Below are 23,556 nucleotides of genomic sequence, written 5' to 3'. Positions count from 1 at the left end.
ACCCGCTAACGGGCGTCCAGGGTCACGCCGTCGTAGGCGAGGAAGGCGTGGATGCCGATATACAGGGTCTCCCCCGGCGTCACGTCGAGCAGGCAGCGCTCCGTGTTGCCGCTCTGATAGGGGCGACACTCGTACTCTGTGGTGGTCGGCTCGGCTCCGCGCCGCACGTAGAGATCCGCGTCACCCGCCCCACCCGACAGGCTGATCTGGACCTTGCCCACCCCGGCCGGTGCCAGATAGCGGTACTGGCGCCACTCGCCGCGCTGCGCCGACAGCCCTGTGTAGGGGAAGCCCTGGCCGTCCACAACCCGGACCTCCTGCTCGACCCTGGCGCTCAGCCCATCGTCGTCCGTCACCGTCAGGCCGACCCGGTACAGACCGGCGGCCGCGAAGGCGTGATCGAGCCGGACCCCGCGCCCCTGCTGACCGTCCCCGAAGTCCCAGTCATAGGCCACCAGGCGGCCGTCCGGATCCCGTGACGCCGCGCCGTCGAGCCGGCAAGTAAGCCCCTGGCAATCGACCGTGAAGGCGGCCTGGGGCGGCTCGCCCGCCGGCGCATCGTCGCCGCTCGGGATCTGGTCGTCGAAGTAACCGGCGACCTGGGGCCAGATCTTGTCGATGCGCACCCCCTGGTTCTCGCAGCCGCCGAAGTGGTGCAGGGCCAGGACCCGGTTGCTAGCGGCGGCCAACACGGGCGAGCCGGACGAGCCGCCGATCGTGTCGCAGTAGTAGCCCGTGTCCGAATCGGTCGCGCGGCCGTTGGTGACCGCCACATCGATCTGGCACAGGCCACCGCTGTTTTGATCGCTCTCTATGGCCAGCTCCTTGGGATTGCCGGCTCCGTGCTGGGGTATATAGATGAGTTCGCCCAGGCTGGGGGGACGCACCTCCAGCCCCAGGTGGCCGAACCCGGCTATCTGGGCGAAGTCGTTGACGGTGAACAGGCTGTAGTCCAGGGCGTAATCCGTCTTCAGCAGCTCGGCCCCGGTCACCTTGACGGTTCCGGCGTACTCGCTGCCGTTGCAGCTGGTCTTGTGGTAGTTGAACCAGACCTCGGTCGAACGCACCTCGGTGTCGCTCGCCAGGCAGTGGTTATTGGTGAACAGGCGGTTCGTCGCGCCGACCCGCCAGCCGGTGCACAGGCTGCGTCCGCCGATCAGCAGGCGCACCACGGGCCGCGCCCGGTCGACCTCAGTAGGATGGCTCCCCTGCCAGCAGGCCACGTCGCGCCGCTCATTGATGCCGCAGGTCGACTCGGGATCCACCGCGGCCGCCAGGCGCGCGGGATCCCCGGCCATGTAGCCGTCGATCTCGACCCCGTGCTCGGCCCCCCACAGACTGCCGGCCGGCAGTACCAACCGCACCCGGGCCGCCTCCCCCGAGATGGAGATGGCCGAGAAGCGCGTCACCCCGTCGTCGCCGTCGTCCAGGGTGCGGCGGGACGCCGCCGTCCCGTCGTAGCGATAGGCCTCGCGGCCGTCCGGGGAGACCACTTCCACGTAGGCACCGGCCGGCAAGGCCAGGCGCGCGAAATGCACCTTGATGAAGGCCGCGCCCGGGCGGCGGATCGCCAGCTCGCGGCTCCCCTGGGCCAAGCCGGGGGAAGGTGCCAGGCTCAGGGCCTGGTCGACCCGGATCCCTATGCGGGGAGGGGTCTGGTCGGCGGCCCGGCTGGGGGCGGCGAAGAACAGGGTGGTGACAATACCAAGTGCGATCAAGAACTTGCTCTTCATGGGCTGTCCTCTCTTGCCTGGAGTGGCCGGCAGGTCAAAAAGAAAGCGCCGGCTCTAGGCCGGCGCTCGTAGGTCAGTAACTACCCTTCAGGGTCACCCCCGAGAAGGCGCTGTACCCCTTAACCTGCACATACCAGGTGCCCGCCTTGGGCGCATTCATGGTACAGGTCTCGGTATTGCCTCCCTTGTAGGGACGGCAGTCATAGCTGGTGCTGGTCGGAGCCGCGCCAAACTTGACATAGAGGTCTGCATCACCGCTGCCACCGCTCATGGCGAAGACCAGCTTGCTGACCCCGGCCGGCACCGTCATGGTGTAGTTGAGCTGGGCGCCCTTGGCACCGGAGAGACCGCTCACCGCGACCCCGTTCTGCAGCTCGTTGCCGCTGGGCGGCGTGGTGCCACAGCTGGCATTGACCCCGACCGCCTGGAAGGCGGCGGCCACATCGGTCAGACTGTAACCCAGATCGGTGGCAGCCTTGGTCACGCCACAGGCACCGCTGTCGTAATTGGTGTTGGCCCCCCAGTAGAGGCGGTTGGCCAGCACAAACACCTCGAAGGCCTTGCGGGTACTCCAGCCACTGCTGTTGGCCAGCAGGTAGAAGGCCTTGTTATAGACCCCGGAACTGTAGTGAACGTTGAGGCCGTCGTAGTAGTCGCTGGCGTGGCCGATGGACTTGCCGTCACGGGTCGGGTCCTCGAAGTAGCGCAGGGAGCCATTGCCCTTGAAGATCTGGGCGCCCACCAGCCAGTCGTTGCTCCCCTTCATGAAGTTTTCGGCCGCCTCACCCGCCATGTCGGAGAAGGCCTCGTTGATCCCCCCTGACTGACCCGAGTAGACCAACCCGGAGTTCTGCTCGGTGAAACCGTGGCTTACCTCGTGAGCCGCCACATCCAGGCTTACCAGCGGGTAGAAGGTAGTGGCACCGTCCCCGAAGGTCATCTGACTGCCATCCCAGAAGGCATTCTCGTAGTTCTTGCTGTAGTGCACACGCATCTTCAGCTTGAAGCTGAGTGGCGCCGTGTTGTACCAGTCGCGGTACATGTTGAACACCACGTTGCCGAAGTAGTGGGCATCGTTGAGAGGGGAGTAGGCACCGTTGATCTCCTTGACCGTATTCTCCGGGCAGGTGAACTGGTGCACAGTACCACCCGTGGTGGCGTGGTTCATGTTGATGGTATCGACGTTGGTGCTGCTCATGCGGCAGTTGGCGTCCACCTGAAGCGGGCCGTAATCGCTACCATAGAAATATTTACCGGTCTTGAGGTTACCGCCCGGGCCGGTGGCGTCCTGGTGGTTGATCCCCTCCCAACGCTTGAGCTCGGCCCCGGTCTGGGCATCGATGATGACGAAGGGACGGCTCGGAGTCTCGCTTCCCTCCACCAGGTAGGAGACCTGATAGACCAGACGGGCCTGGCCGCTCTCGTCCTGCATCACGAAGAGGCGCACCTTCTCGTTGCGTCCCTGCTGCTGACCGCGTGCCTTCTGGGCCGCGGTGGCCGCATTGAAGGCGGGCTGGGGCGAGGCCACATCCTGATCGATCCCGACCAGTTGCTGCCCCGAGACACGCTCTATGCCGCTGGCCCCCTGCTCGGCCACCAGGGCAGAGCCCCAAACCGGCACCCCTTGCCAGGTCTGTTCGAAGCGCACCCGCTTCTCCCCGTTGGGCAGGATCACGGTGCGCACGGCACGGTAATCGCCACCGCCAACCAGGGCGCTGACGCCCTTGCCATCTGCCGACACCTGCTGCGGCCCTGCAACACGTTCTATGGTCACCAGTTCGGCCGCCAGAGCCGAGCTTCCCCAACAGGCCAGCGCAACGGCCAGATAGATTTTATTCATGTCGATATCCTTGTCGATGAGGTGTCATTCCGGCTCATGCCGGCTCAGACAAGGTAGAGCGCCGATGTGCAGGTGCGTGCCTGTAACAAATTACAGATAAGAAAAGTGAGGTAGCAGAAAATGTGGCTGCACAGAACTTGAACTACAAACAGGCCTTTTTTGCAGCATAAAATCGCAAAACACTCCACAAAAAACATTTACATCAATTAGCCTGTCACATTCTCACTCATTTGGGGCATTGTCATGGCCCAAAGCCCTTGGCGAGGGGCGCACCACTGGATAGAGTGACGGTTCGGGTCGACCCTGCCAAAGGAGGGAAGGATGTTCACCTGGACACTGGATGAGGAGCTCTCCCTGCTCTTTCTGCAACCTGGTATGGCCACGGAGCTGTTTGCCCTGTGCCACGACAACCGGGACTATCTCAGTCAATGGCTCCCGTGGCCGCCGTTTATACAGAAGCCGGAGGATACGTCGCTCTTTATCCGCCGCGCCATCGAGGGCTTCGCCCGTGGCGAGACCATGAGCTGCGCCATCGAGTATCAGGGCGAGTTGGTCGGCATCGTTGCCTATAACCGCCTCGATCATCAGCTGGGGGTGGCGACCATCGGCTACTGGCTGGCCGAGCGCTGGCAGGGCAACGGCATCATCACCCGGGCCTGTCAGGCGCTGATCCACCACGCCTTCGACGAGCTGGGGATGGAGAAGGTCGAGATCCGGGCCGCCGTCGACAACACCGCCAGCCGGGCCGTGTGCGAGCGCCTCGGCTTCACCCTGGAGGGCGTCTCGCGTCGGGCCGAGAAGTTGCCCCACGGCATCGTCGATCACGCCTGCTACGGGCTGCTGCGCAGCGAATGGCGCCACGAGCGTGGGGCATGATGAACAGCATGCCCCACCTGACCACGGCACGTGCCCACCTCACCCTGCTGACGCCGGATCACGCGGATCTCATCCTCGACTACTACCAGCGCAACCGGGATCACCTCGAGCCCTGGGAGCCCAAGCGACCGGACGGCTTCTATACCCTCCCCTACTGGAGCAACCGCCTGCGCGACAGCTATCAACAGTGCTTCAACGGCCAGAGCGTCAATCTGGTCGCCCTGGACCAGCAGGGGCGGATGATAGCCAGCTGCAACTTCACCAACATCATCCACGGCGCCTTCGAGGCATGCCATCTCGGCTACTCCCTCGATAGCAGCCGGCAGGGAGAGGGGCTGATGCAGGAGATACTGAGTGAAGCCCTCTCCTACATGTTCCATCGCCATGGCCTGAACCGGGTCATGGCCTGCTATATCCCGCGCAACGAGCGCAGCGGTCGACTGCTGGAGCGACTCGGCTTCGAGCGCGAGGGGCTGGCCCGGGACTATCTGATGATCAACGGCCACTGGGAGGACCATGTGCTCACCTCATTACGCCGGGCCAACTGGGGCTGACGCGAGTCGATAAAAAAACCGAAGCAGATGCTTCGGTTTTTTCATTACGGAGCCCCGTCAGGCATCGCCCATCGCCAGCAGGGTGGCGTTGCCGCCGACCGCCGTGGTGTTGATGGTGCGGGTCTTCTCGGTCACGAAGCGGTGCAGGTAGTGAGGGCCGCCCGCCTTGGGGCCGGTGCCGGAGAGGCCCTGCCCCCCAAACGGATGGACCCCGACCACGGCGCCGATCTGGTTGCGATTGATGTAGACGTTGCCCACGTTGATACGGCTCGCCAGCGCCTCGGCGTGGGACTCGTTACGGCTGTGGATCCCCAGGGTCAGGCCATAGCCGGTACCGTTGATCTCGTTGATCACCTGATCCAGATCCTTGGCGGCGTAGCGCACCACGTGCAGGATGGGGCCGAACTGCTCACGCTCGAGCTCGCGGATAGCGCGGATCTCCAGCGCCGTCGGCTGCACGAAGTAGCCCTCCAGGGTCGCCTTGGGCATGGGGGCCTGGGCGATCAGACGGCTCTTCGGAATCATCCGGGCCAGGTGCAGATCCAGTCCCGCCTTGGCCTCGGCGTCGATGACCGGCCCTACGTCGGTGTTGTGCTCGGCCGGGTTGCCGACCTTGAGCTCCTGCAGGGCACCGGTGAGGATCTCCAGCACCCGGTCGGCGATCTCCTCTTGCAGGAACAGCACCCGCAGGGCGGAGCAGCGCTGGCCGGCGCTCTGGAAGGCGGCGCTCACCACGTCGCGCACCACCTGCTCGGGCAGGGCGGTAGAGTCGACGATCATGGCGTTCTGGCCGCCGGTCTCGGCGATCAGCGGCAGGATGGCGCCATCGCGGTTGGCCAGGGTCTGGTTGATGAGTCTGGCGGTCTCGGTGGAGCCGGTGAAGCAGACGCCGCCGATGCGGCGATCCGCGGTCAGGCGGGCACCGACGCTGGCGCCATCGCCCGGCAGCAGGTGCAACACGTCACCCGGGATGCCGGCCTGGTGGGCCAGGGTCACCGCCAGGTGGGCGACCAGGCCGGTCTGCTCGGCCGGCTTGGCGACGACCGTGTTGCCGGTGGCGAGCGCCGCCGCAACCTGGCCCAGGAAGATGGCCAGCGGGAAATTCCACGGGCTGATGCAGACAAACACGCCGCGCCCTTGCAAGAACAGCTCGTTCTGCTCACCCGTGTAACCCGGCAGCAAAGTGGCCTTGCTCATCATGGCCCGGGCCTGCTGGGCGTAGTAGCGGCAGAAATCCACCGCCTCGCGCACCTCGTCGATGCCATCTTGCAGCAGCTTGCCCGCCTCGCGGGTGCAAAGCGAAATGAACTGCTCGCGGTTCGCCTCCAGCAGATCCGCCAGCTTCTCCAGCGCCGCGGCGCGCTCGGTGACCGGGGTCTCGCGCCAGCGCGGGAAGGCGGCGTGAGCCGAGGCCAGGGCCTGCTCCACGGCGGCGCCATCGGCCCAGCGGATCTTGCCCACCACCTGACTGATGTCCTGCGGGCTCAGCACGGTCTGCAGCTCACCCGTCACCAGCGTCTCGCCGTTGACGATGGGGCCGGCCTGCCACTGCTTGCTCTCCAGCTCCTTGAGCCTGGCGAAGAAGGGGCGCTGGATGGAGACGATGTTCATGTTGACGCCGCTCGAGTTCTTTCGATCGCTAAACAGGTTCACCGGCTGCGGGATGCGGTCATTGGCCAGGGTCGGGTAGCGCTTGAGGGTGCGCAGCGGGTGCTCGGCCAGGCTGTCGGCCGGGGTGTTGGGGTCCACCAGCTTGTGCACGAAGGAGGTGTTGGCGCCGTTTTCCAGCAGGCGGCGCACCAGGTAGGGCAGCAGATCCTTGTGGGCACCGACCGGGGCATAGATGCGGCAGGCCAGCCCCGGATTCTCTTTGAGCACCGTGTGGTAGAGCTCGTCCCCCATGCCGTGCAGGCGCTGGAACTCGAACTGGCGATCGCCGGCCATCTCGAGAATGGTCACGACCGTATGGGCGTTGTGGGTGGCAAACTGGGGCGAGATGGCGCCAAGCGTCGCCTCGCTCAGCAGGTAGCGGGCGCAGGCGAGGTAAGAGACATCGGTCCCCGCCTTGCGGGTAAAGAGCGGGTAACCGGGCAGGCCGGCCTGCTGGGCATACTTGAGCTCGCTGTCCCAGTAGGCCCCCTTGACCAGACGCACCGGGATGAGGTCCCCCTGTTCGCGGGCCAGGGCGGTGAGCCAGCACAAAACCGGCAGGGCACGCTTGGAGTAGGCCTGCACCACCATGCCGAGCTTGCCCCAGCCGCGGTTGGCCTCAGAGCGATAGAGCTGCTCGAACAAGTCCAGCGACAGCTCGAGACGGTCCATCTCCTCGGCGTCGATGCTGATGGCCACATCCCGCTCCCGGGCCAGGCGCACCAGACCGATGAGACGCTCGCACATCTCGCCGAGCACCCGCTCGCGGTTGGCCACGTCATAGCGCGGATGCAGGGCGGAGAGCTTGATGGAGATGGAAGGCGCCGGACCGCCGTCACTGATGCGCTCGCCACCCACCGCCTCGATGGCGTTGCGATAATCGGCCAGGTACTTGTCGGCGTCCTGCATGGTCAGGGCCGATTCTCCCAGCATGTCATAGGTGTGGGTGAAGCCCTGCTCACGCTGCTTGCGGCTGGCCTTGAGGGCCTCTTTCATGTCGCGGCCCAGCACGAACTGCTTGCCCATGATCTTCATGGCGGCGTACATGGCCGAGCGCACCATGGGCTCACCCAGCTTGTTGACCATGCGCCCCAGCAGGTTGGCCGGGTTGCCGTCGAGCTTCTTGTCGAGCTTGATGATCTTGCCGGTCAGCATCAGGCCCCAGGTCGAGGCGTTGACCAGGGTGGAGTCACTCTTGCGAAAGTGAGCCGCCCAGTTGGCGCCGGAGAGCTTGTCCTTGATCAGGGCATCGGCGGTGTCGGCATCGGGGATGCGCAGCAGCGCCTCGGCCAGGCACATCAGTATGATCCCCTCCTGGGTATCCAGGCTGTACTCCTGCAAGAAGGCGTCGATGCCATCGCCGGCACCGTTCTCCTGACGCACCTTGCTCACCAGGGCGCGGGCGCGGCTGGTAATGCGCTCGAGGGCGGTACCGTCGCTCGGCAGCATGGCCGACAGCTCGGTCAGGTAGGCATTCTCGTCCACTACATAATTCTGGGTAATGGCCTCGCGCAGGGCGGCGAGATCGGTGGGGCGATAGTCGGGGGCAAGCACTTGGGTCGCTTTGAACATAGATGGGGTCTTCCTGTACACCCTGGGGGCTCAATGGGATGGCGCATGGCGCCGCAACGCCGGTAATGTATACAATTACGCCCCACCAATGAAATGAAATTGTTGCCAGTTTATTAAGCGCGCCGCATCTTTTCGGCAATAAGGGCTCATAAAGGCCACATCAAGGGGAGCTCAGCCACTTTACCCGACAGAAATTGCATACAATTTCTCTTGCCCCCAAAAGAGAGGGGGATGCCTTGGCATCCCCCTCTCTGCGTCAACCCGCTCAGTTCATCCAGCGGTCGCCACGGCGACGCCGTGGCAACATGGGCAGCAAGAGCCCCGCCAGGAGGCCGGCCCCCACCATCAGACCGCCACGAATGAACCAATCCATCTGCATGTCGTGCTCGCGGTTGTCATAGCTCTGATTGAGGGCGTCGTTCTGCTCTTTCAGGCTGGCCATCTGAGCATCCCGCTGCTTGAGCTGACTCTGCAGTTCGGTGATCTGCTGCTTCTGCTGCGCGATGGCCCCATCTTTCTGCGCAAACAGCCGCTCGTTATCGCCGTTGAGGTTTTGCAGGCGCCCCTTGAGCTCATCGAGCTGCTGCTGCAGCTGCGCCACCTGCTGACGGAAACTCGGCCCGCTTTGCAGATCATCCCCTTTCACCCAGCCGCTGCGCCCCTTGCCATCGGTGATCTGCACGAAGCCACCCTCGCTGGGACCGGCGAGCTCAAGCTGCTCACCTGCCTTGACGCTGCCGAGGATGCGGTACTGGGTACCCGGTCCGCCGTGGATAAAGGTATAGATGTTGTCGGATACGTAACGGGTCTCGGCCATGGACTGGCTGGCGGCGAGAGCAAGCAGGATCCCGATCAGGGCACGCATGGATGTCGATGTCTCTGTATTGGTTGAAAAACAGCTTGGATGGTAAGCCGCCATCACCTCAAACCACAAGCAGAACCGCAACGGAGTGTGAAGCTAGCCCCGACGCAGGCTCTCCTTGATCTGCCGAAGTTCTTGCAGCAGTTGGTCCTGCTGCCGGGTCAGGTGACGCACCTGCTGCTGCAGGGCCTGAGTCTCCTTGTCCGTAGATTTGAGAAAGAGGCTGGCCATGAAACCGCTCATGGCACTGAACAGGCCCACCCCGAAGATGATCACCAGGCTGGCCACGAAGCGCCCCTCGTCGGTGTGAGGCACTATATCCCCGTATCCTATGGTGGAGAGGGTCACCAGGGCCCACCAGAAGGCGTCATAGGCATTGTTGATCTGGCTACCCGGCGTCCCCCCCTCGACCCAGAAGATGAGGCCCGCCCCCACCCCGAGCAACACGAAGAAGAGCAGCAGTATGCCGGCCAGGTGCGATTCGCTGCGCTCGCGACGAAAGATGGCCAACAGGTCCGGATTGCGGCGCAGCAGCTGGATCACCCGATAGAGTTGCAGCAGCCGAGCCCAGCGCAGCTGCTCCACCATAGGCAGGCTGCCCGGCAGGTAGATCCAGTTGCTCTTGAGATAGGCGAGGCGCTGATCGCTGCGTGCCAGACCATAGAGGAAGTGAATGATAAAGACGTAACAGAGCAGGCTGTCCACGTCATAGAAGAGGGAGAGCGTCTCGGGCGTGAAATATTCACCGAAGAACCAGCGCAGGCTCACCAGCAACACAGAGACCACAGAGAGCAGGGCCATCAGCAGATCCATGGCTCTCAGGCCGGCAGAGTGATGTCGCATACAAAATCCATCATTGAGCATAAACATTAGTCATAAAAAACAAGATAATGCCGATACCCTGACGGTCAAAGGGGATTTCGCATGTCCAAGGAGAGTCGTGATGCGGTTTAATGCCATCGAGCGTCGTATGAGTGATGTTCGCCTGCTGCCCAAGGTAGTGATCCTGATGGTGGTCAGCACCCTGCTGCTGCTGACCAAGCTCTGGTTCGATGCCAGCCACCTGGAAGAGACCCTGCTGCAGGGGGGCATAGAGGCGGGTCAGGCGGGGGAGATTGCCCAAAACCTCATCTGGAGTGGTCTGATGGAGACGGCCCTGATGGGGATCTTCTTCGTGGTCTTCCTGCTGGCCGGCTCCCGCCTCATGGTGCGTCAGGTCAACTATCTGGTCGGCCTGCTGCACCGCTTCTCCCAACAAGACCTCAGCCACCGGGTCGAGCTCAACTCCAAAGACGAGTTCGGCGACATCGCCCGGGCCGTGGCCCACTCCCAGGATCACCTGCGACAGGTGTTCGGCAACCAGCGCGGCATCAGCAAGGAGCTCGGAGAGATCGCCTCCCAGGTCACTCTTTGCATGGAGGAGGCCAACGAGTCGATCAGCGAAGAGTTTCGTCAGATAGAGCAGCTGGCCGGCGCCATGAGCGAGATGGCCGCCTCGGTACGCGAAGTGGCCGGCCATGCGGAGCAGGCCTCCCGAGCCACCAGCGAGAGCCGCGCCCTGGCCGAGCAGGGGCAAGGCTATGTGGCCGAGACGGTGACCACCATCTCGGCCCTGTCGAACAATATCCAGCGCTCCTCCGGCGTGGTCAGCGATGTGGAGCAGGGGGTGCAGCGCATCGGCTCCGTGGTCGATACCATTCGCAGCATCTCGGAACAGACCAACCTGCTGGCCCTCAACGCCGCCATCGAGGCAGCCCGTGCCGGTGAAGCGGGACGCGGCTTTGCCGTGGTGGCCGACGAGGTGCGCAGCCTGGCCAACCGGGCCCAGGCAGCCACGGTGGAGATCCAGCAGATGATAGAGCAGCTGCAGCAGAGCGCCCGTCAGGCCACCCTGTTGATGAGCGAGAGCGTGGCCCAGGCCGATCGCGGTGTAGAGCAGGTGAACCGGGCCGGGGATCAGCTCGGCACCATAGTCAACCGGGTACACGCCGTGGCCGACATGAACTATCAGATCGCCTCCGCCGCCGAGCAGCAGAGCAAGGTCGCCGAAGAGATGGAGGACAACCTCACCCAGGTCAAACAGATCGTCGAAGGCTCTGTGGTGGTGATCCGCGAGCTGCTCGAGGCGAGTGGCCAGGTAGAGGCCCATAGCCGGGAACTGGATAGCACCATTCAGGCCTTTAAGCTGGATTAATCCCTCCTGTCACAACAGAGTGCCACGACACCGTGGCCCCCTGGCCACGTTGGTTGTGTGCGTGCGCTCCCACCGCCGGCACCGCGCTGTGACTTAGCGCGGCACAGTGTTAGATTGGCGGGCATAGTCAGTTGCAAAGGAACCTTGCCGTGACCCTGCCCGCCTCCCTCCTCCCCCTCGCCCAGCGCCACTGGCAGCGCCTGCTGGAACAACAACCAGAACGAGCCACCCTTCCCGAACCGGTTCGCGACGCCCTGCTCACCCTGCTCGGTCTCTCGGATTTCGTGGCCGATGCCCTGCACCGGGAGCCTGCCTTGCTCGAAACCCTGCTCGGCAGTGGAGAGCTGGAGCAGGCCGAACGCTGGCCCAATTACCCGGCCCAGCTGGCCGAGGCCCTGAGCGACGTGCAGGATGAGGAGTCACTGAAGCGAGCCCTGCGCCGCTTCCGCCGCCATCAGATGGTGGTGATCGCCTGGCGCGAGCTACTGGGACTGGCCCCGGTGGAGGAGAGCTTCGTCCACCTGACCAGGCTGGCCGATGCCCTCATCGGTCAGACCCGTGACTGGCTCTATGAGTTGCAGTGCCGCGAGCTTGGCACCCCGCTCGACGGCGAGGGCAACCCCCAACCCCTGCTGATCCTCGGCATGGGCAAGCTGGGCGGTGGCGAGCTCAACTTCTCGTCCGACATCGATCTTATCTTCACCTTCCCCGAGAACGGCTACACCCACGGTGGCCGCCGCGAGCTGGCCAACCAGCAGTTCTTCATCAAGCTGGGCCAGCGCATCATCAACGCCCTGCACCAGAGCACGGTCGACGGCCAGGTGTTTCGGGTCGACATGCGGCTGCGTCCGTTCGGGGACGCAGGTCCACTGGCCATCTCGTTTGCCGCCATGGAGGACTACTACCAGCACCACGGACGCAACTGGGAACGCTACGCCATGGTCAAGGCGCGGGTGATCGGTGACGAGTGCCATTACGGCCGCGAGCTGGGCGAGCTGCTGCGCCCCTTCGTGTTTCGCCGCTACATCGACTTCGGGGTCATCGACGGCCTGCGCCAGATGAAGGCGATGATCGCCGCCGAGGTGCGCCGCAAGGGACTGGAGGGGAACATCAAGCTGGGCGCCGGCGGCATTCGTGAGGTGGAGTTTATCGTGCAAGCCCTGCAGCTCATCCGCGGTGGACGCGAGCCGGCGCTGCGAGTGCGCCACCTGCCGGACGCGCTCTCGGCCATCGCGGCGTGCGGTGCCCTCACCGGCGAGGAGAGTGAGCGCCTGCTCTGTGCCTATCGCCTGCTGCGCCGGGTCGAGAACCTGCTACAGGAGATCGGCGATCAGCAGACCCAGACCCTGCCCACCGAGGAGCGGGATCGCACCCGCCTGGTTCATGCCATGGGGCTGCCAGACTGGGCCAGCCTGATGGCTCGCCTCGACGGGGAGATGGCGGCGGTGCACGGCGAGTTCGTCAAGGTCGTGGGCGAGGAGAAGGAGGCGCCGGCCCACCTCGAGCAGGTGTGGGTGGATCTCTGGCGCACCACGCTCGATCGCGACGAGATCATCGCCCTGCTGGGGGAGCAGGGGGTGAACGAGGAGGCGAGCAGCGCCATCACTACCCATCTGCTCCATTTTAAGGAGGAGGCATCACGCCGCCCCATCGGCCCTCAGGGGCGCACCGCCCTGGACTGGCTGATGCCGGAGCTGTTGCGGCTGGTGATCGGAGAGTCCCAACCCGGCCCCCTGTTCGATCGCCTCTGCCAACTGTTGACCCGCATCTTCACCCGCAGCGCCTATCTGCAACTGCTGGCCGAAAACCCGGGAGCCCTGCGCCAGCTGGTGCGCCTGTGCGCCGCCAGCCATCTGGTGAGCGAGCAGCTGTCGCGCTACCCCATCTTGCTCGACGAACTGCTCGATCCCCAGCACCTCTATCACCCGACCCCGCTCGATCACTACAAGCCCCAGCTGCGTCAGTTCCTGCTGCGCATCCCCGAGGAGGATGTGGAGCAACAGATGGAGGCCCTGCGCCAGTTCAAGCAGGTGCAGCTGCTGCGCATCGTGGCGGCCGACATCGCCGGCGCCCTGCCCCTGATGAAGGTGAGCGATCACCTCACCTGGCTGGCCGAGGCCATCATCGAAGAGGTGGTCAACCAGGCCTGGAGCCAGATCACCGAACGTTATGGGGTGCCGCCGGAAGTGGCCGAGAGCGGCGAGCGCGGCTTTGCGGTGATCGCCTACGGCAAGCTCGGCGGCATCGAGCTCGGCTACGGCTCGGACCTCGATCTGGTGTTCCTGCACACCGGCGAGCCTGCTGGCTACACCAACGGGGCCAAGTCCATCGACTGCCGCCAATTCTACATCCGCCTGGCCCAGCGGGTGCTGCATCTCTTTAGTACCCGCACCCCCTCGGGCATCCTCTACGAGATCGACATGCGGCTGCGTCCCTCGGGGGACGCGGGTCTGCTGGTCTCCTCCCTCGACGCCTTCGAGCACTATCAGCAGCGCGATGCCTGGACCTGGGAGCACCAGGCCCTGGTGCGAGCCCGTCCCGTCTATGGGGACGAGCGACTGCTGGCAGGCTTTGCCCGGGTGCGCCAGGCCGTGCTTTCGCGAGAACGGGAGCGGGCCCTCCTCTCCAAAGAGGTGCGCGAGATGCGCGCCAAGATGCGCGACCATCTGCTCAAGGCCGGCCCCGGCGAGTTCGACCTCAAGCAGTCGCCGGGAGGCATGGTGGATATCGAGTTCATCGCCCAGTACCTGGTGCTGGCCCATGCCGCCGAATACCCGGAGGCCCTCACCCGCTGGTCCGATAATGTGCGCATCTTCGACGAGTGCGTCATGACAGGGGTATTGACCCTGGAGGAGGCAGAAGGGCTCAAGCAGGCCTATCTGGAGATCCGCGATCTGGGGCATCGCCTCAATCTCTCGGAGATATCCCGCCGGGTCTCGGATGATCGGCTCACGGCGGAGCGCCACCATGTGCTCACCCTGTGGCAACGCCTGCTCGAATAAGGCCCGGACTCCTGGCCTACACTTAGGCGGAGATCGCAGGTAAAAGGAACACAAGGTGGAGAAGCAGGGGTTACTGCAGCTCTCCACGCTCGACGAGCAGACCAGGACACAGATCCTGGATCTCGTCAGCGATGGGCTCTGGCTCTGGAATGCCAACAGCGGGGAGGTGCTGCGCTCGGCCTCCTGGTGCCGCATGCTGGGCTATGAGCCGGGCACACTGGCCGCCAATCCCCTCACCTGGGAGCGCCTGCTCCACCCCGATGACCATGCCAGGATCCTGGCCCTCCTCGATCAACTGATGGAGGAGGGGGGAGACGAGGTGTGCAGCGAATATCGCTGCCTGAGTCAGAGCGGCGACTACCTCTGGACCGAAGAGCGGGCGCGCATCCTGAGCCGCAACCCCGATGGCAGCGTGGCCCTGATGGCGGGCAGCCAGCGTCTGGCGCAGGATCGCAAGGATCGCCTCGAGCAGCTCAACAGCCATACCCTGAGTCTGGAACGACAGGTGGCCCTGCGCACCGCCGAGCTGCAGGAGCTCAACGCCTCCCTGCTCGAGCAGCTCGAACAGAATCGCCGCCTGGCCGAGACCGACAGCCTGACCCAGGCGGCCAACCGCTATCAGGCCGAGCGAGTACTGGAGCAGGAGTGCGCCCGGGCCCATCGCTTTCGCCACCACCTCTCCCTCATCGTGTTGGATATCGACAACTTCAAGGGGATCAACGATCGCTTCGGGCATGCCACCGGCGATAGCACCTTGATCAACCTGGTCGGCCTCATCAATCCCCACCTGCGCCGCATCGATCTGCTGGCTCGCTGGGGAGGCGACGAGTTTCTCATCATACTGCCCGGCACGCCCCTGCAAGCCGCCCGTGCCGTGGCCGAAAAGCTGCAAGCCCTGGTGCACGCCCACTCCCCCCTGGAGCAAGAGCCGGTGACCCTCAGCATGGGGCTGGCCCAATTCCAGACCGACGACACCCCGGAGCGGCTCACCCAGCGAGGAGACAGGGCCCTCTATCGTGCCAAGGGGGCAGGAAGAGACTGCATCTGTGATTAAAGCGCTTCACTTTTCCACAAATTCACTGCTAAAATTTCGACATTCTTTCGAATCGAAACTTACGCAGTGACAAAACGCAATACCCAACAGCGCCGCCACGCCATCGTCGCCCTGGTACAAGAGCAGGGCGAAGTGAGCGTCGACACCCTCGCCAGGCACTTCTCTACCTCAGAGGTCACCATCCGCAAGGATCTCGCCGTGCTGGAAACCGGGGGGCTGCTGCTGCGCCGTTATGGCGGGGCCATCCCGCTGCCCACCGAGATGGTGGCCGAAGAGAACCCGGAGCAGGTTTCGAAGCGAAAGCAGGCGATTGCCCGTGCCGCCGCCGAGCGGCTGCGCGACCACAACCGGGTCATCATCGACAGCGGCACCACCACCAGTGCCATGATCCCCCTGCTTGGCAGCAAGCGCGGCCTCATCGTCATGACCAACTCCCTCAACGTGGCCGGCGCCCTGCGCGAGTTGGAGAACGAGCCGACCCTGCTGATGACCGGCGGCACCTGGGATCCCCACTCCGAATCCTTCCAGGGTCAGGTGGCCGAACAGGTGCTGCGCTCCTACGATTTCGATCAGCTCTTCATCGGGGCCGATGGCATCGATCTGGAAAGGGGCACCACCACCTTCAACGAGCTGGTGGGACTGTCACGGGTGATGGCCGAGGTCTCGCGCGAGGTGATCGTCATGGTGGAGTCCGAGAAGATCGGCCGCCGCATCCCCAATCTCGAGTTGCCCTGGAGCCGCATCCAGACCCTGGTGACCGACGACGCCCTGGCCCCCGAGGCCAGGGAGAAGATTCAGGCTCAGGGGGTGACGCTTATCTGCGCCCCCATCAATAACTAACTGTTTATTTTTAGGAGAGTTTCTATGTGTGGCATCGTCGGGGCCGTCGCCCAGCGTGACGTGGCAGAGATCCTGGTCGAGGGGCTGCGCCGCCTCGAGTATCGCGGTTACGACTCGGCCGGGGTGGCCGTGTTCAGCGCCCAGCACCCCCTGCAGCGGGTGCGCCGTCTCGGCAAGGTCGCCGAGCTGGCCAAGGCCCTCGACGAACAACCGGTGCACGGCGGCACCGGCATCGCCCACACCCGCTGGGCGACCCACGGCGAACCCTCCGAGCGCAACGCCCACCCTCACCTCTCCGAGCACATCGTCGTGGTGCACAACGGCATCATCGAGAACCACGAGGCGCTGCGCGAGGAGCTCAAAGCCCAGGGTTACCAGTTCACCTCTGACACCGACACCGAGGTGATCGCCCACCTGGTGCATCATGAGCTCAAAGAGGCGCCGAGCCTGATCGCCGCCATGCAACGCGCGGTGAAGCAGCTGCGCGGCGCCTACGGTACCGTGGTGATGGACACCCGTGACGACAGCCGCGTGGTGGTGGCCCGCTCCGGCTCCCCCCTGGTGATCGGCCGCGGCATCGGCGAGAACTTCATCGCCTCCGACCAGCTGGCCCTGCTGCCGGTGACCCGCCGCTTCATCTTCCTGGAGGAGGGAGACGTGGCCGAGGTGACCCGCCGCGACGTGCAGGTGTTCGACGTGGACGGCAAGCCGGTGGTACGCGAGGAAAAAGAGTCCGACATCTCCCACGACGCTGGTGACAAGGGCGAGTATCGCCACTACATGCTCAAGGAGATCCACGAGCAGCCGGCCGCCATCAACCAGACCCTGGACGGGCGTCTGGGCCTCGATCACGTGGTGGTCGAGTCCTTCGGCAACGGCGCGCGCACCATCTTCGACCAGGTCGAGCACATCCAGATCGTCGCCTGCGGCACCTCCTATCACTCCGGCATGGTGGCCCGCTACTGGTTCGAGTCCATCGCCGGGGTTTCCTGCAACGTGGAGATCGCCTCCGAGTTCCGCTATCGCAAGTCGGTGGTGCGCCCCGGCAGCCTGCTGGTGACCCTCTCCCAGAGCGGCGAGACCGCCGACACCCTGGCCGCCCTGCGTCTGGCCAAGACCAGCGGCTACATGAGCTCGCTGGCCATCTGCAACGTGCCGGGGTCGTCTCTGGTGCGTGAGTCGGATCTCGCCTTCATGACCCGCGCGGGGGCAGAAATTGGCGTGGCCTCTACCAAGGCCTTCACCACCCAGCTGGCCGGCCTGCTGATGCTGGTGGCCGCCGTCGGCCGCTGCCGCGGCAACCTGGATGCCGCCGCCGAGGCCAACCTGGTCAAGGCCCTGCAAGCCCTGCCCCAGCGCATCAAGGAGAGCCTCTCGCTCGCCAAGCAGATCGAGACCCTGGCCGAGGAGTTCGCCGACAAACAGCACAGCCTGTTCCTGGGCCGTGGGGATCAGTACCCCATCGCCATGGAGGGGGCTCTCAAGCTCAAGGAGATCTCCTACATCCACGCCGAGGCCTATGCCGCCGGTGAGCTCAAGCACGGCCCGCTGGCGCTGATCGACGCCGAGATGCCCATCATCGTCGTGGCGCCGAACAACGACCTGCTGGAGAAGCTCAAGTCCAACGTGGAAGAGGTGCGTGCCCGCGGCGGCATCCTCTACGTCTTCGCCGATGCCGAGACCGGCTTCAAGAGCGACGACACCATGCGGGTGATGAACCTCAACCACGTGGAAGAGGTGATCGCGCCCATCGTCTACACGGTACCGCTGCAGCTGCTCTCCTACTACGTGGCCCTCATTAAGGGCACCGACGTGGATCAGCCCCGCAACCTGGCCAAGTCGGTCACCGTCGAGTAAGCAACAGGGCCCCGAAAGGGGCCCTTCTCTTTTCGAAACCGGTTTCGTGCTCTGCCACGCTCCTCACAGCCTCAGTAAATCCAATCGGGTATCATTCGCGCGCTGGCACTAACAACTACAGAAGCGAATCATCATGGAACAATACTTCAAGCTGGGGGCGGTAGCCGCCATCCTGCTGCTGTCTGGCTGTCAGAGTGACAACAGCAGCCAAGCGCAACCCGGTGACGTGACCCTGCGTCTGATCCAGACCTCCGACATCCACTCCAACCTGCTCGGTTTTGACTACTACCAGAACAAGGAAGACCGCAAGTTCGGCCTCTCCCGCACCGCCCTGCTGATCCGTCAGGCGCGCACCGAGAATCCCAACAACCTGCTGCTCGACAACGGCGATCTGATCCAGGGCTCGCCGCTCGCCGACTACGTCTTCGATCAGCAGGAGAAGGGGAACTACCTGGCCAAGCAGGCCCACCCTGCCTTCAAGGCGATGAACGAGCTCGGCTATGACGTGGGCAACCTCGGCAACCACGAGTTCAACTACGGCCTCGACTACCTGACGGCGGCGCTCAAGGGAGCCAACTTCCCCTATGTGAACGCCAACGTCTTCGCCGCCGGCGCCTTCAAGCGCGACGCCAGCGGTACCATCGACTGGAGCGCCAACCGCTTCACCCCCTACCTGCTGCTCGATCGCCAGGTCAAGGATGCCAACGGCAACACCCAGACCGTCAAGGTTGGCGTGCTGGGGCTGACCCCGCCGCAGGTGGTGCAGTGGGACAAGCGCCACCTGGAGGGCAAGGTGGTGGTGGCCGACATGGTCGAGACCGCCGAGCACTACATCCCCGAGATGCGCGCCAAGGGGGCCGATCTGGTGGTGGTGGTGGCCCACACCGGCATCACGGGTGCCAGCCGTGAACAGCTGATGGAGAACGCCGCCTACTACCTGGCGCAGGTGAAGGGGGTCGACGCCCTGATGCTGGGGCACGCCCACAAGAACTTCCCCGGTGACTATCCCGATATCCAGGGGATCGACAACGACAAGGGCACCCTGGCCGGCGTGCCGACCGTGATGCCCGGCTTCTGGGGTAATCACCTCGGCATCATCGACCTCAAGCTCACCTTCAAGGAGGGTCGCTGGCAGGTGGCCTCAAGCCAGGCCCAGCTGCGCAAGATCGACAGCAGCGAGGGGAGCCCGGTTGACGAGAAGGTCGCCGGCCTGGTGCAGGCGGATCACGATGCCACCAACGCCTGGCTCGACGAGCCCCTCGGCAAGATCACCCAGCCCATCCACAGCTTCTTCGCCCTGGTGCAGGATGACCCCTCGATCCAGCTGGTGAGCGACGCCCAGCGCTGGCACGCCAACAGCCTGCGCCAGAGCGGTCTGCTCAAGGAGAGCTGGCCCATACTGTCGGCGGCGGCGCCGTTCCGCGGTGGCCGCAACGGCATCACCGACTTCACCTGGGTGCCGGCGGGCAACATCTCACTGCGCAACGTCTCGGATCTCTACATCTATCCCAACACCCTGCAGGTGGTCGCCATCAACGGTGCCACCGTCAAGGAGTGGCTGGAGATGAGTGCCGGCCAGTTCAACCGCATCGACCCGGCCGCCACCACCACCCAGTGGCTGGTGAACGAGCAGTTCCGCACCTACAACTTCGATGTGCTGGACGGGGTGAGCTATGAAGTGGATGTGACCCAGCCGGCCCGCTATGACAAGGACGGGGCCAAGGTGAGTGAGGGCAGCCGCATCAGCAACCTCACCTATCAGGGGCAGCCTGTCGATCCGGCCCAGATGTTCTATGTGGTGACCAACAACTACCGCGCCAGCGGCGGCGGCCACTTCCCGGGCATCAACAGCAAGGTGATCGTGCACGAGGATCCCAAGGAGACCCGTGAGATCCTCTCCGAGTACCTGGTGCACCTCTCCGCCGCCAATCCGGGTGGTTTCTCCCCGAGCGCCGACGGCAACTGGCACATGAAGGCCCTGCCGGCCAGCGTCGACCTGCGCCTCTACTCCTCACCCAAGGAGGAGGCCAAGGCCCTGGCGGGCAGCGATCTGCAGTACCTCTCGACCCTGCCGATGGATGATCCCAAGCACCCCGGTTACGCCATCTACCGGCTGGTACGCCAGCCCTGATGACAAGGCGGCCTGCGGGCCGCCTTTTTATCGCCCCGAGAGGGCCAACAGCAGCGCCAGGACAATGAAGATGAGACCGAACCCCCGGTTGAGCCAGCGCAGCTGACCCTGGCGGGCGAGCCGCCCCAGCAGCAAGCCGGCGCAGAGGGAATAGCTCACCATGGCCAGGGTATCGATGGCGATGATGATGGCGCCGAGGCGCAGGTAGTGGACCATCCCCTCACCGGCCCCCACAAACTGGGGCAGGAAGGCAACCAGAAAGACGATGGACTTGGGGTTACTGAGGTTGACCAGAAATCCCTGGCGCAGGCTCTGCCATGCACAGCCCTGCGAGGTCTCACCTTGCCGCAAGGCCACCTCTCCCTGACGAAACTTGGCAATCCCCAGGTAGCAGAGATAACCGCTACCCATCAGCTTGATGGCGTGGAACAGGGTATCCGAGCCGGCAACCAGGCTGCCGAGGCCGGCACTCACCACCAGCAGATGCAGCAGCAGAGCCAGTTGCAGGCCGAGGATGTTGAAGCCTGCCAGCCGCCGACCTCCCTCCAGGGTGCGCGACATGGTGGCGACGGCTCCGGCTCCGGGCGAGAAGCTGAATGCCAGGCAGCTGACGGCGAAGATCGAGAGCAGGGCGGGAGTCATGGGTTTTCCTGGGGTGACGGACGAGGTTGGGCGCCACGGTACCATGTGCTAGCATCCGGCTGATATTCACCCATCAGTTAATCCGACATTAAGGAGTGGGTTAATGATCGCCCTGCAGGATCTCCACTTTCTCGTCACCCTGGCGACCAGCCCCAGCTTTGCCATCGCCGCCCGTCGTCTCGACGTCTCGGCACCGCATGTGACCCAGAAGCTCAAGCGGCTGGAGGCCAGCCTGGGCGTCAGCCTGTTCGAGCGCGGTCGCCAACCCAGGCTCACCCCCCAGGGACGCCTCATCACCGAACGCGGCGGCGAGGTGCTGCGCCAGATGCGGGCGCTGGAGGAGAACCTGCAGAGCAGCCGCGAGGAGCTGGGGGGCCAGCTCAACATAGTGGCGCCCATCGGCTTTGGAGAGAAACGCCTCGCCCCCCTGCTGGGGGAGTACCGGCGCCGGCATCCCCATGTGACCCTCGATCTGACCCTCTCGGATCGCCCCGCCTGGGAGGGTAATCCGCGCCAGCCCGACATCATGTTCTACATAGGCGATCTGCATCAGAGCACACTCTATCGCACCCTGATAGCCCCAACCCGCCGCCTGCTGTGCGCCGCGCCGGCCTATCTGGCCAGCATGCCGCCGTTGCACCGGCCGGAGGATCTCGCCCATCACCACTGCATAGTGCTGCGGGAGAACGACGAGGATTGCACCCTGTGGCGCCTGCGCCACCTCGCCTCGGGAGAGGAGTCGAGCATCCGGGTCTCCCCCTCCCTCACCAGCAACGTGGCCGATGCGGTCAAGCAGTGGGCCCTGCAGGGGCTGGGGATCATTCATCGCTCCGAGTGGGATCTGCAACCCGAGCTGGCGGCGGGCACCCTGGTTCCCGTGCTGCCCGATTATGCGCCGCCCGCCGTCGATATCGTCGCCCTGATGGGCAGCAGCCGGGAGAGCCGGCCGCGCCGAATCAACCACTTCATCACCTTTGTTCAGGAGCGACTGCGAAAGGAGCTCGGCGGCCCCAAGGTGCGGCCATAAAAAAGGAGCCGTGACGGCTCCTTCTATGTGGCGTCGAGGCCGGGCTATTTCACCCCGTAGCTGGCGAGGATCTTGTCCAGGGTGCCATCGGCCTTGATGGCCGCCAACCCCTTGTTGAAGGCCTCGATCCACTGCTTGCCATTGGGATTTTTCAGGCCGCTGGCCACGTGGAGCGGGTTGGTCGAGAGGGCCTTGGTGGTGAAGCTGAACTGGGCCGCGTCCATGCCCTGCTGGGCCATGATGGCACGGGCGACCACCTCGTCCTCCAGAGTCAGATCGATGCGATGATCCAGCAGTTTCTTGAGGTTGGTGGGGAGATCCACCGCCTCCTGCCGATTCAGATCCGCCTGCATAAAGTCATCGCCATAGCCGTAGCCCCGCACTATGCCGACGCTCTTGCCCTTGAGACTGTCGAGCCCGCTGTAATCGAAGCTGCCCCCGGCCAGCTGGATAAACTTCACCTCGTTTTTCAGGTAGGGCTCGCTAAAGAGCAGGCTCTTGGTGCGCGCCTCGGTAAACCAGGCCCCCACCAGGATGTCGATACTCCCCTCCTCCACCCCCGAAAGGGCGCGGGCCCAGGGCATGATCCGCATCTCCAGCTGATGCCCCTGACTTGCCAGGGCACTTTTGACTATCTCTACCGAGATCCCCTTGTTCCCGTCGATCACGAAGGGAGGCCAGGGGTCTTGCGCCGCCATCACCGTCGCCGCCTGGGCGCCGGTGACGCTCCACAGCAACAAGACTCCACCCATCCATGCTTTCATTTTCCACTCTCCATCGGGTTGACTCACCTCACTGAGCTAAGAAGAGGGCAGAGGGGGAGTCAAGGTACCGGTTTCTCACGCCCGCCCAGAATAAGGCGCGGCGCAGGATCCAGTTGCAAAGGGATCGCCTCGAGCGGGGTGCCGCGGCTGTGTTGGTCTATGATGCGGGCGGCCATGCGCCCCAGGCTCTCATAGCTGCTGATGGTGCCCACGCTGCAACCGTAAGACATAAACAGCTCGGCGCCGCACAGGGTCGGGATCCCGGCCCGGTTTAGCGACGCCAGCAGGCGCGGCGCCACCGAGAGCAGATAGCTGTCGGCCCCCAGATAGACGATGGCATCCCCAGCATCGTGCACCAGTCGCGCCAGCTCACTGTCGAGTCGCTTGGCAACCGGCACTATGCGCCAGGTCTCCACCGGCCAGTTGAAGCGCCGGGCCTCGTGGATCACCATCTCTGCCAGCAGCAGGGTGTTCTGCTCTCTCGGATTGAAGGGGAGCAGGAGCCGCCGCCCCGCGGGAAGATGGCGACGGCCATTTTCCAGTTGCAGCCCCATGGGCACCAGATTGCTGACCCCCGCCACCTGGCGATTGGCCCCCGGCTCATCGGAGAGGATGCCAGCCCCGAAAGGATCGGAGACCACGTTGAAGATAAGCGGCTTGCGCCCACCCATTAGGCTCTTGGCCATCAGGGTCGCCGTGGTGCCGAAGGTGTAGACATAGTCATACTGCTCGATGTTGGGCAGCAGCTGCTGCCGCAGCAGGGTCGCCAGCTGATTGCGATCCAGATTGGCGTTGAAGGTGACAAAGCGCGCCCGATAGCCAAGGCGAGCCAGCTCGTCGCGAAACCCCTCCTCGGCCTGGGTCTCACCCCGCCACAGCACCATGGCGATGGTCAACGCCTGAGCCGGCAGCGTTAACAACAACAGCAGCACCACGACTCCGACTCTCATGCTTACCC

17 protein-coding genes are annotated in these 23,556 nt (G+C 64.3%); 9 read left to right on the top strand and 8 right to left on the bottom strand.

Features of this window, described 5'->3' with window-relative positions:
• Nucleotides 1-5: 5 nt before the first annotated feature.
• On the bottom strand, nt 6-1,733 hold the full coding sequence (locus tag AB5Y48_RS01835) for a PKD domain-containing protein (protein ID WP_050666298.1): 1,728 nt from the start codon (nt 1,731-1,733) through the stop codon (nt 6-8).
• Nucleotides 1,734-1,806: 73 nt separating this feature from the next.
• Complete coding sequence (locus AB5Y48_RS01830) at nt 1,807-3,573, bottom strand: M4 family metallopeptidase (RefSeq protein ID WP_050666299.1); 1,767 nt, start codon at nt 3,571-3,573, stop codon at nt 1,807-1,809.
• A 321-nt stretch (nt 3,574-3,894) separates the two neighbouring features.
• Here AB5Y48_RS01830 and AB5Y48_RS01825 point away from each other — a divergent pair, with 321 nt between their 5' ends.
• On the top strand, nt 3,895-4,449 hold the full coding sequence (locus AB5Y48_RS01825) for a GNAT family N-acetyltransferase (RefSeq protein WP_368163610.1): 555 nt from the start codon (nt 3,895-3,897) through the stop codon (nt 4,447-4,449).
• Nucleotides 4,449-5,003, top strand: coding sequence for a GNAT family N-acetyltransferase (locus AB5Y48_RS01820; RefSeq protein WP_060588342.1), 555 nt, complete (start codon nt 4,449-4,451; stop codon nt 5,001-5,003). The genes AB5Y48_RS01825 and AB5Y48_RS01820 overlap by 1 nt, the downstream gene beginning before the upstream one ends.
• Nucleotides 5,004-5,060: 57 nt before the next feature.
• Here the strand turns inward: AB5Y48_RS01820 and putA are convergent, their stop codons facing one another.
• The 3 genes from putA to AB5Y48_RS01805 all read right to left on the bottom strand — a co-directional run bounded on the left by putA (nt 5,061) and on the right by AB5Y48_RS01805 (nt 9,930).
• Nucleotides 5,061-8,225 carry a bifunctional proline dehydrogenase/L-glutamate gamma-semialdehyde dehydrogenase PutA gene (putA, locus tag AB5Y48_RS01815; protein ID WP_368163609.1) on the bottom strand — a complete coding sequence of 1,055 codons (3,165 nt, stop codon included), beginning with the start codon at nt 8,223-8,225 and terminating at the stop codon, nt 5,061-5,063.
• Between the two features lie 265 nt (nt 8,226-8,490).
• Nucleotides 8,491-9,090, bottom strand: a complete 600-nt coding sequence (locus AB5Y48_RS01810) for a TIGR04211 family SH3 domain-containing protein (RefSeq protein WP_368163607.1) — start codon at nt 9,088-9,090, stop codon at nt 8,491-8,493.
• A gap of 93 nt (nt 9,091-9,183) precedes the next feature.
• On the bottom strand, nt 9,184-9,930 hold the full coding sequence (locus AB5Y48_RS01805; protein WP_050666303.1) for a potassium channel family protein: 747 nt from the start codon (nt 9,928-9,930) through the stop codon (nt 9,184-9,186).
• Between the two features lie 100 nt (nt 9,931-10,030).
• Here AB5Y48_RS01805 and AB5Y48_RS01800 point away from each other — a divergent pair, with 100 nt between their 5' ends.
• From AB5Y48_RS01800 to AB5Y48_RS01775, 6 genes are all read left to right on the top strand, one after another.
• Nucleotides 10,031-11,281 carry a methyl-accepting chemotaxis protein gene (locus tag AB5Y48_RS01800; RefSeq protein WP_368163605.1) on the top strand — a complete coding sequence of 417 codons (1,251 nt, stop codon included), beginning with the start codon at nt 10,031-10,033 and terminating at the stop codon, nt 11,279-11,281.
• Nucleotides 11,282-11,430: 149 nt separating this feature from the next.
• Nucleotides 11,431-14,283, top strand: a complete 2,853-nt coding sequence (gene glnE, locus AB5Y48_RS01795) for a bifunctional [glutamate--ammonia ligase]-adenylyl-L-tyrosine phosphorylase/[glutamate--ammonia-ligase] adenylyltransferase (protein WP_197273666.1) — start codon at nt 11,431-11,433, stop codon at nt 14,281-14,283.
• A 55-nt stretch (nt 14,284-14,338) separates the two neighbouring features.
• A complete protein-coding gene (locus AB5Y48_RS01790) occupies nt 14,339-15,337 on the top strand; it encodes a sensor domain-containing diguanylate cyclase (RefSeq protein ID WP_368163604.1) in 999 nt (332 codons plus the stop codon).
• A gap of 66 nt (nt 15,338-15,403) precedes the next feature.
• The gene (locus AB5Y48_RS01785) at nt 15,404-16,177 is read left to right on the top strand and encodes a DeoR/GlpR family DNA-binding transcription regulator (protein WP_050666307.1); all 774 of its coding nucleotides are present in this window, start codon (nt 15,404-15,406) and stop codon (nt 16,175-16,177) included.
• Between the two features lie 24 nt (nt 16,178-16,201).
• The gene (gene glmS, locus AB5Y48_RS01780; protein ID WP_368163603.1) at nt 16,202-18,034 is read left to right on the top strand and encodes a glutamine--fructose-6-phosphate transaminase (isomerizing); all 1,833 of its coding nucleotides are present in this window, start codon (nt 16,202-16,204) and stop codon (nt 18,032-18,034) included.
• 133 nt (nt 18,035-18,167) lie between these two features.
• Nucleotides 18,168-20,165, top strand: a complete 1,998-nt coding sequence (locus tag AB5Y48_RS01775) for a bifunctional 2',3'-cyclic-nucleotide 2'-phosphodiesterase/3'-nucleotidase (protein ID WP_368163602.1) — start codon at nt 18,168-18,170, stop codon at nt 20,163-20,165.
• A gap of 27 nt (nt 20,166-20,192) precedes the next feature.
• On the opposite strand, the gene AB5Y48_RS01770 is transcribed toward AB5Y48_RS01775, so the two are convergent.
• Nucleotides 20,193-20,807, bottom strand: coding sequence for a LysE family translocator (locus tag AB5Y48_RS01770; RefSeq protein ID WP_060587702.1), 615 nt, complete (start codon nt 20,805-20,807; stop codon nt 20,193-20,195).
• A 103-nt stretch (nt 20,808-20,910) separates the two neighbouring features.
• Here AB5Y48_RS01770 and AB5Y48_RS01765 point away from each other — a divergent pair, with 103 nt between their 5' ends.
• Nucleotides 20,911-21,834 (top strand): LysR substrate-binding domain-containing protein, encoded by a 924-nt coding sequence (locus tag AB5Y48_RS01765; RefSeq protein WP_368163600.1) that lies wholly within the window; start codon nt 20,911-20,913, stop codon nt 21,832-21,834.
• A 44-nt stretch (nt 21,835-21,878) separates the two neighbouring features.
• Here AB5Y48_RS01765 and AB5Y48_RS01760 read toward each other — a convergent pair whose 3' ends face one another.
• The gene (locus AB5Y48_RS01760) at nt 21,879-22,598 is read right to left on the bottom strand and encodes a substrate-binding periplasmic protein (RefSeq protein WP_368163598.1); all 720 of its coding nucleotides are present in this window, start codon (nt 22,596-22,598) and stop codon (nt 21,879-21,881) included.
• 59 nt (nt 22,599-22,657) lie between these two features.
• The gene (locus AB5Y48_RS01755) at nt 22,658-23,548 is read right to left on the bottom strand and encodes an ABC transporter substrate binding protein (protein ID WP_136614386.1); all 891 of its coding nucleotides are present in this window, start codon (nt 23,546-23,548) and stop codon (nt 22,658-22,660) included.
• Nucleotides 23,549-23,556: the final 8 nt, after the last annotated feature.

It is taken from the genome of Aeromonas sp. R6-2, from assembly GCF_040908155.1.
Taxonomy (GTDB): domain Bacteria; phylum Pseudomonadota; class Gammaproteobacteria; order Enterobacterales; family Aeromonadaceae; genus Aeromonas; species Aeromonas schubertii.
This window is presented reverse-complemented; position numbering and strand designations above follow the sequence as displayed.

Bases quoted from the DNA above. Each gene is read 5' to 3' on its own strand.
- AB5Y48_RS01755 (WP_136614386.1), bottom strand. From the start codon at position 23,548: ATGAGAGTCGGAGTCGTGGTGCTGCTGTTGTTGTTAACGCTGCCGGCT.
- AB5Y48_RS01830 (WP_050666299.1), bottom strand. From the start codon at position 3,573: ATGAATAAAATCTATCTGGCCGTTGCGCTGGCCTGTTGGGGAAGCTCG.
- AB5Y48_RS01805 (WP_050666303.1), bottom strand. From the start codon at position 9,930: ATGCGACATCACTCTGCCGGCCTGAGAGCCATGGATCTGCTGATGGCC.
- AB5Y48_RS01770 (WP_060587702.1), bottom strand. From the start codon at position 20,807: ATGACTCCCGCCCTGCTCTCGATCTTCGCCGTCAGCTGCCTGGCATTC.
- AB5Y48_RS01825 (WP_368163610.1), top strand. From the start codon at position 3,895: ATGTTCACCTGGACACTGGATGAGGAGCTCTCCCTGCTCTTTCTGCAA.
- AB5Y48_RS01820 (WP_060588342.1), top strand. From the start codon at position 4,449: ATGAACAGCATGCCCCACCTGACCACGGCACGTGCCCACCTCACCCTG.
- glmS (WP_368163603.1), top strand. From the start codon at position 16,202: ATGTGTGGCATCGTCGGGGCCGTCGCCCAGCGTGACGTGGCAGAGATC.
- AB5Y48_RS01810 (WP_368163607.1), bottom strand. From the start codon at position 9,090: ATGCGTGCCCTGATCGGGATCCTGCTTGCTCTCGCCGCCAGCCAGTCC.
- AB5Y48_RS01835 (WP_050666298.1), bottom strand. From the start codon at position 1,733: ATGAAGAGCAAGTTCTTGATCGCACTTGGTATTGTCACCACCCTGTTC.
- AB5Y48_RS01760 (WP_368163598.1), bottom strand. From the start codon at position 22,598: ATGAAAGCATGGATGGGTGGAGTCTTGTTGCTGTGGAGCGTCACCGGC.
- putA (WP_368163609.1), bottom strand. From the start codon at position 8,225: ATGTTCAAAGCGACCCAAGTGCTTGCCCCCGACTATCGCCCCACCGAT.
- AB5Y48_RS01775 (WP_368163602.1), top strand. From the start codon at position 18,168: ATGGAACAATACTTCAAGCTGGGGGCGGTAGCCGCCATCCTGCTGCTG.
- AB5Y48_RS01765 (WP_368163600.1), top strand. From the start codon at position 20,911: ATGATCGCCCTGCAGGATCTCCACTTTCTCGTCACCCTGGCGACCAGC.
- AB5Y48_RS01800 (WP_368163605.1), top strand. From the start codon at position 10,031: ATGCGGTTTAATGCCATCGAGCGTCGTATGAGTGATGTTCGCCTGCTG.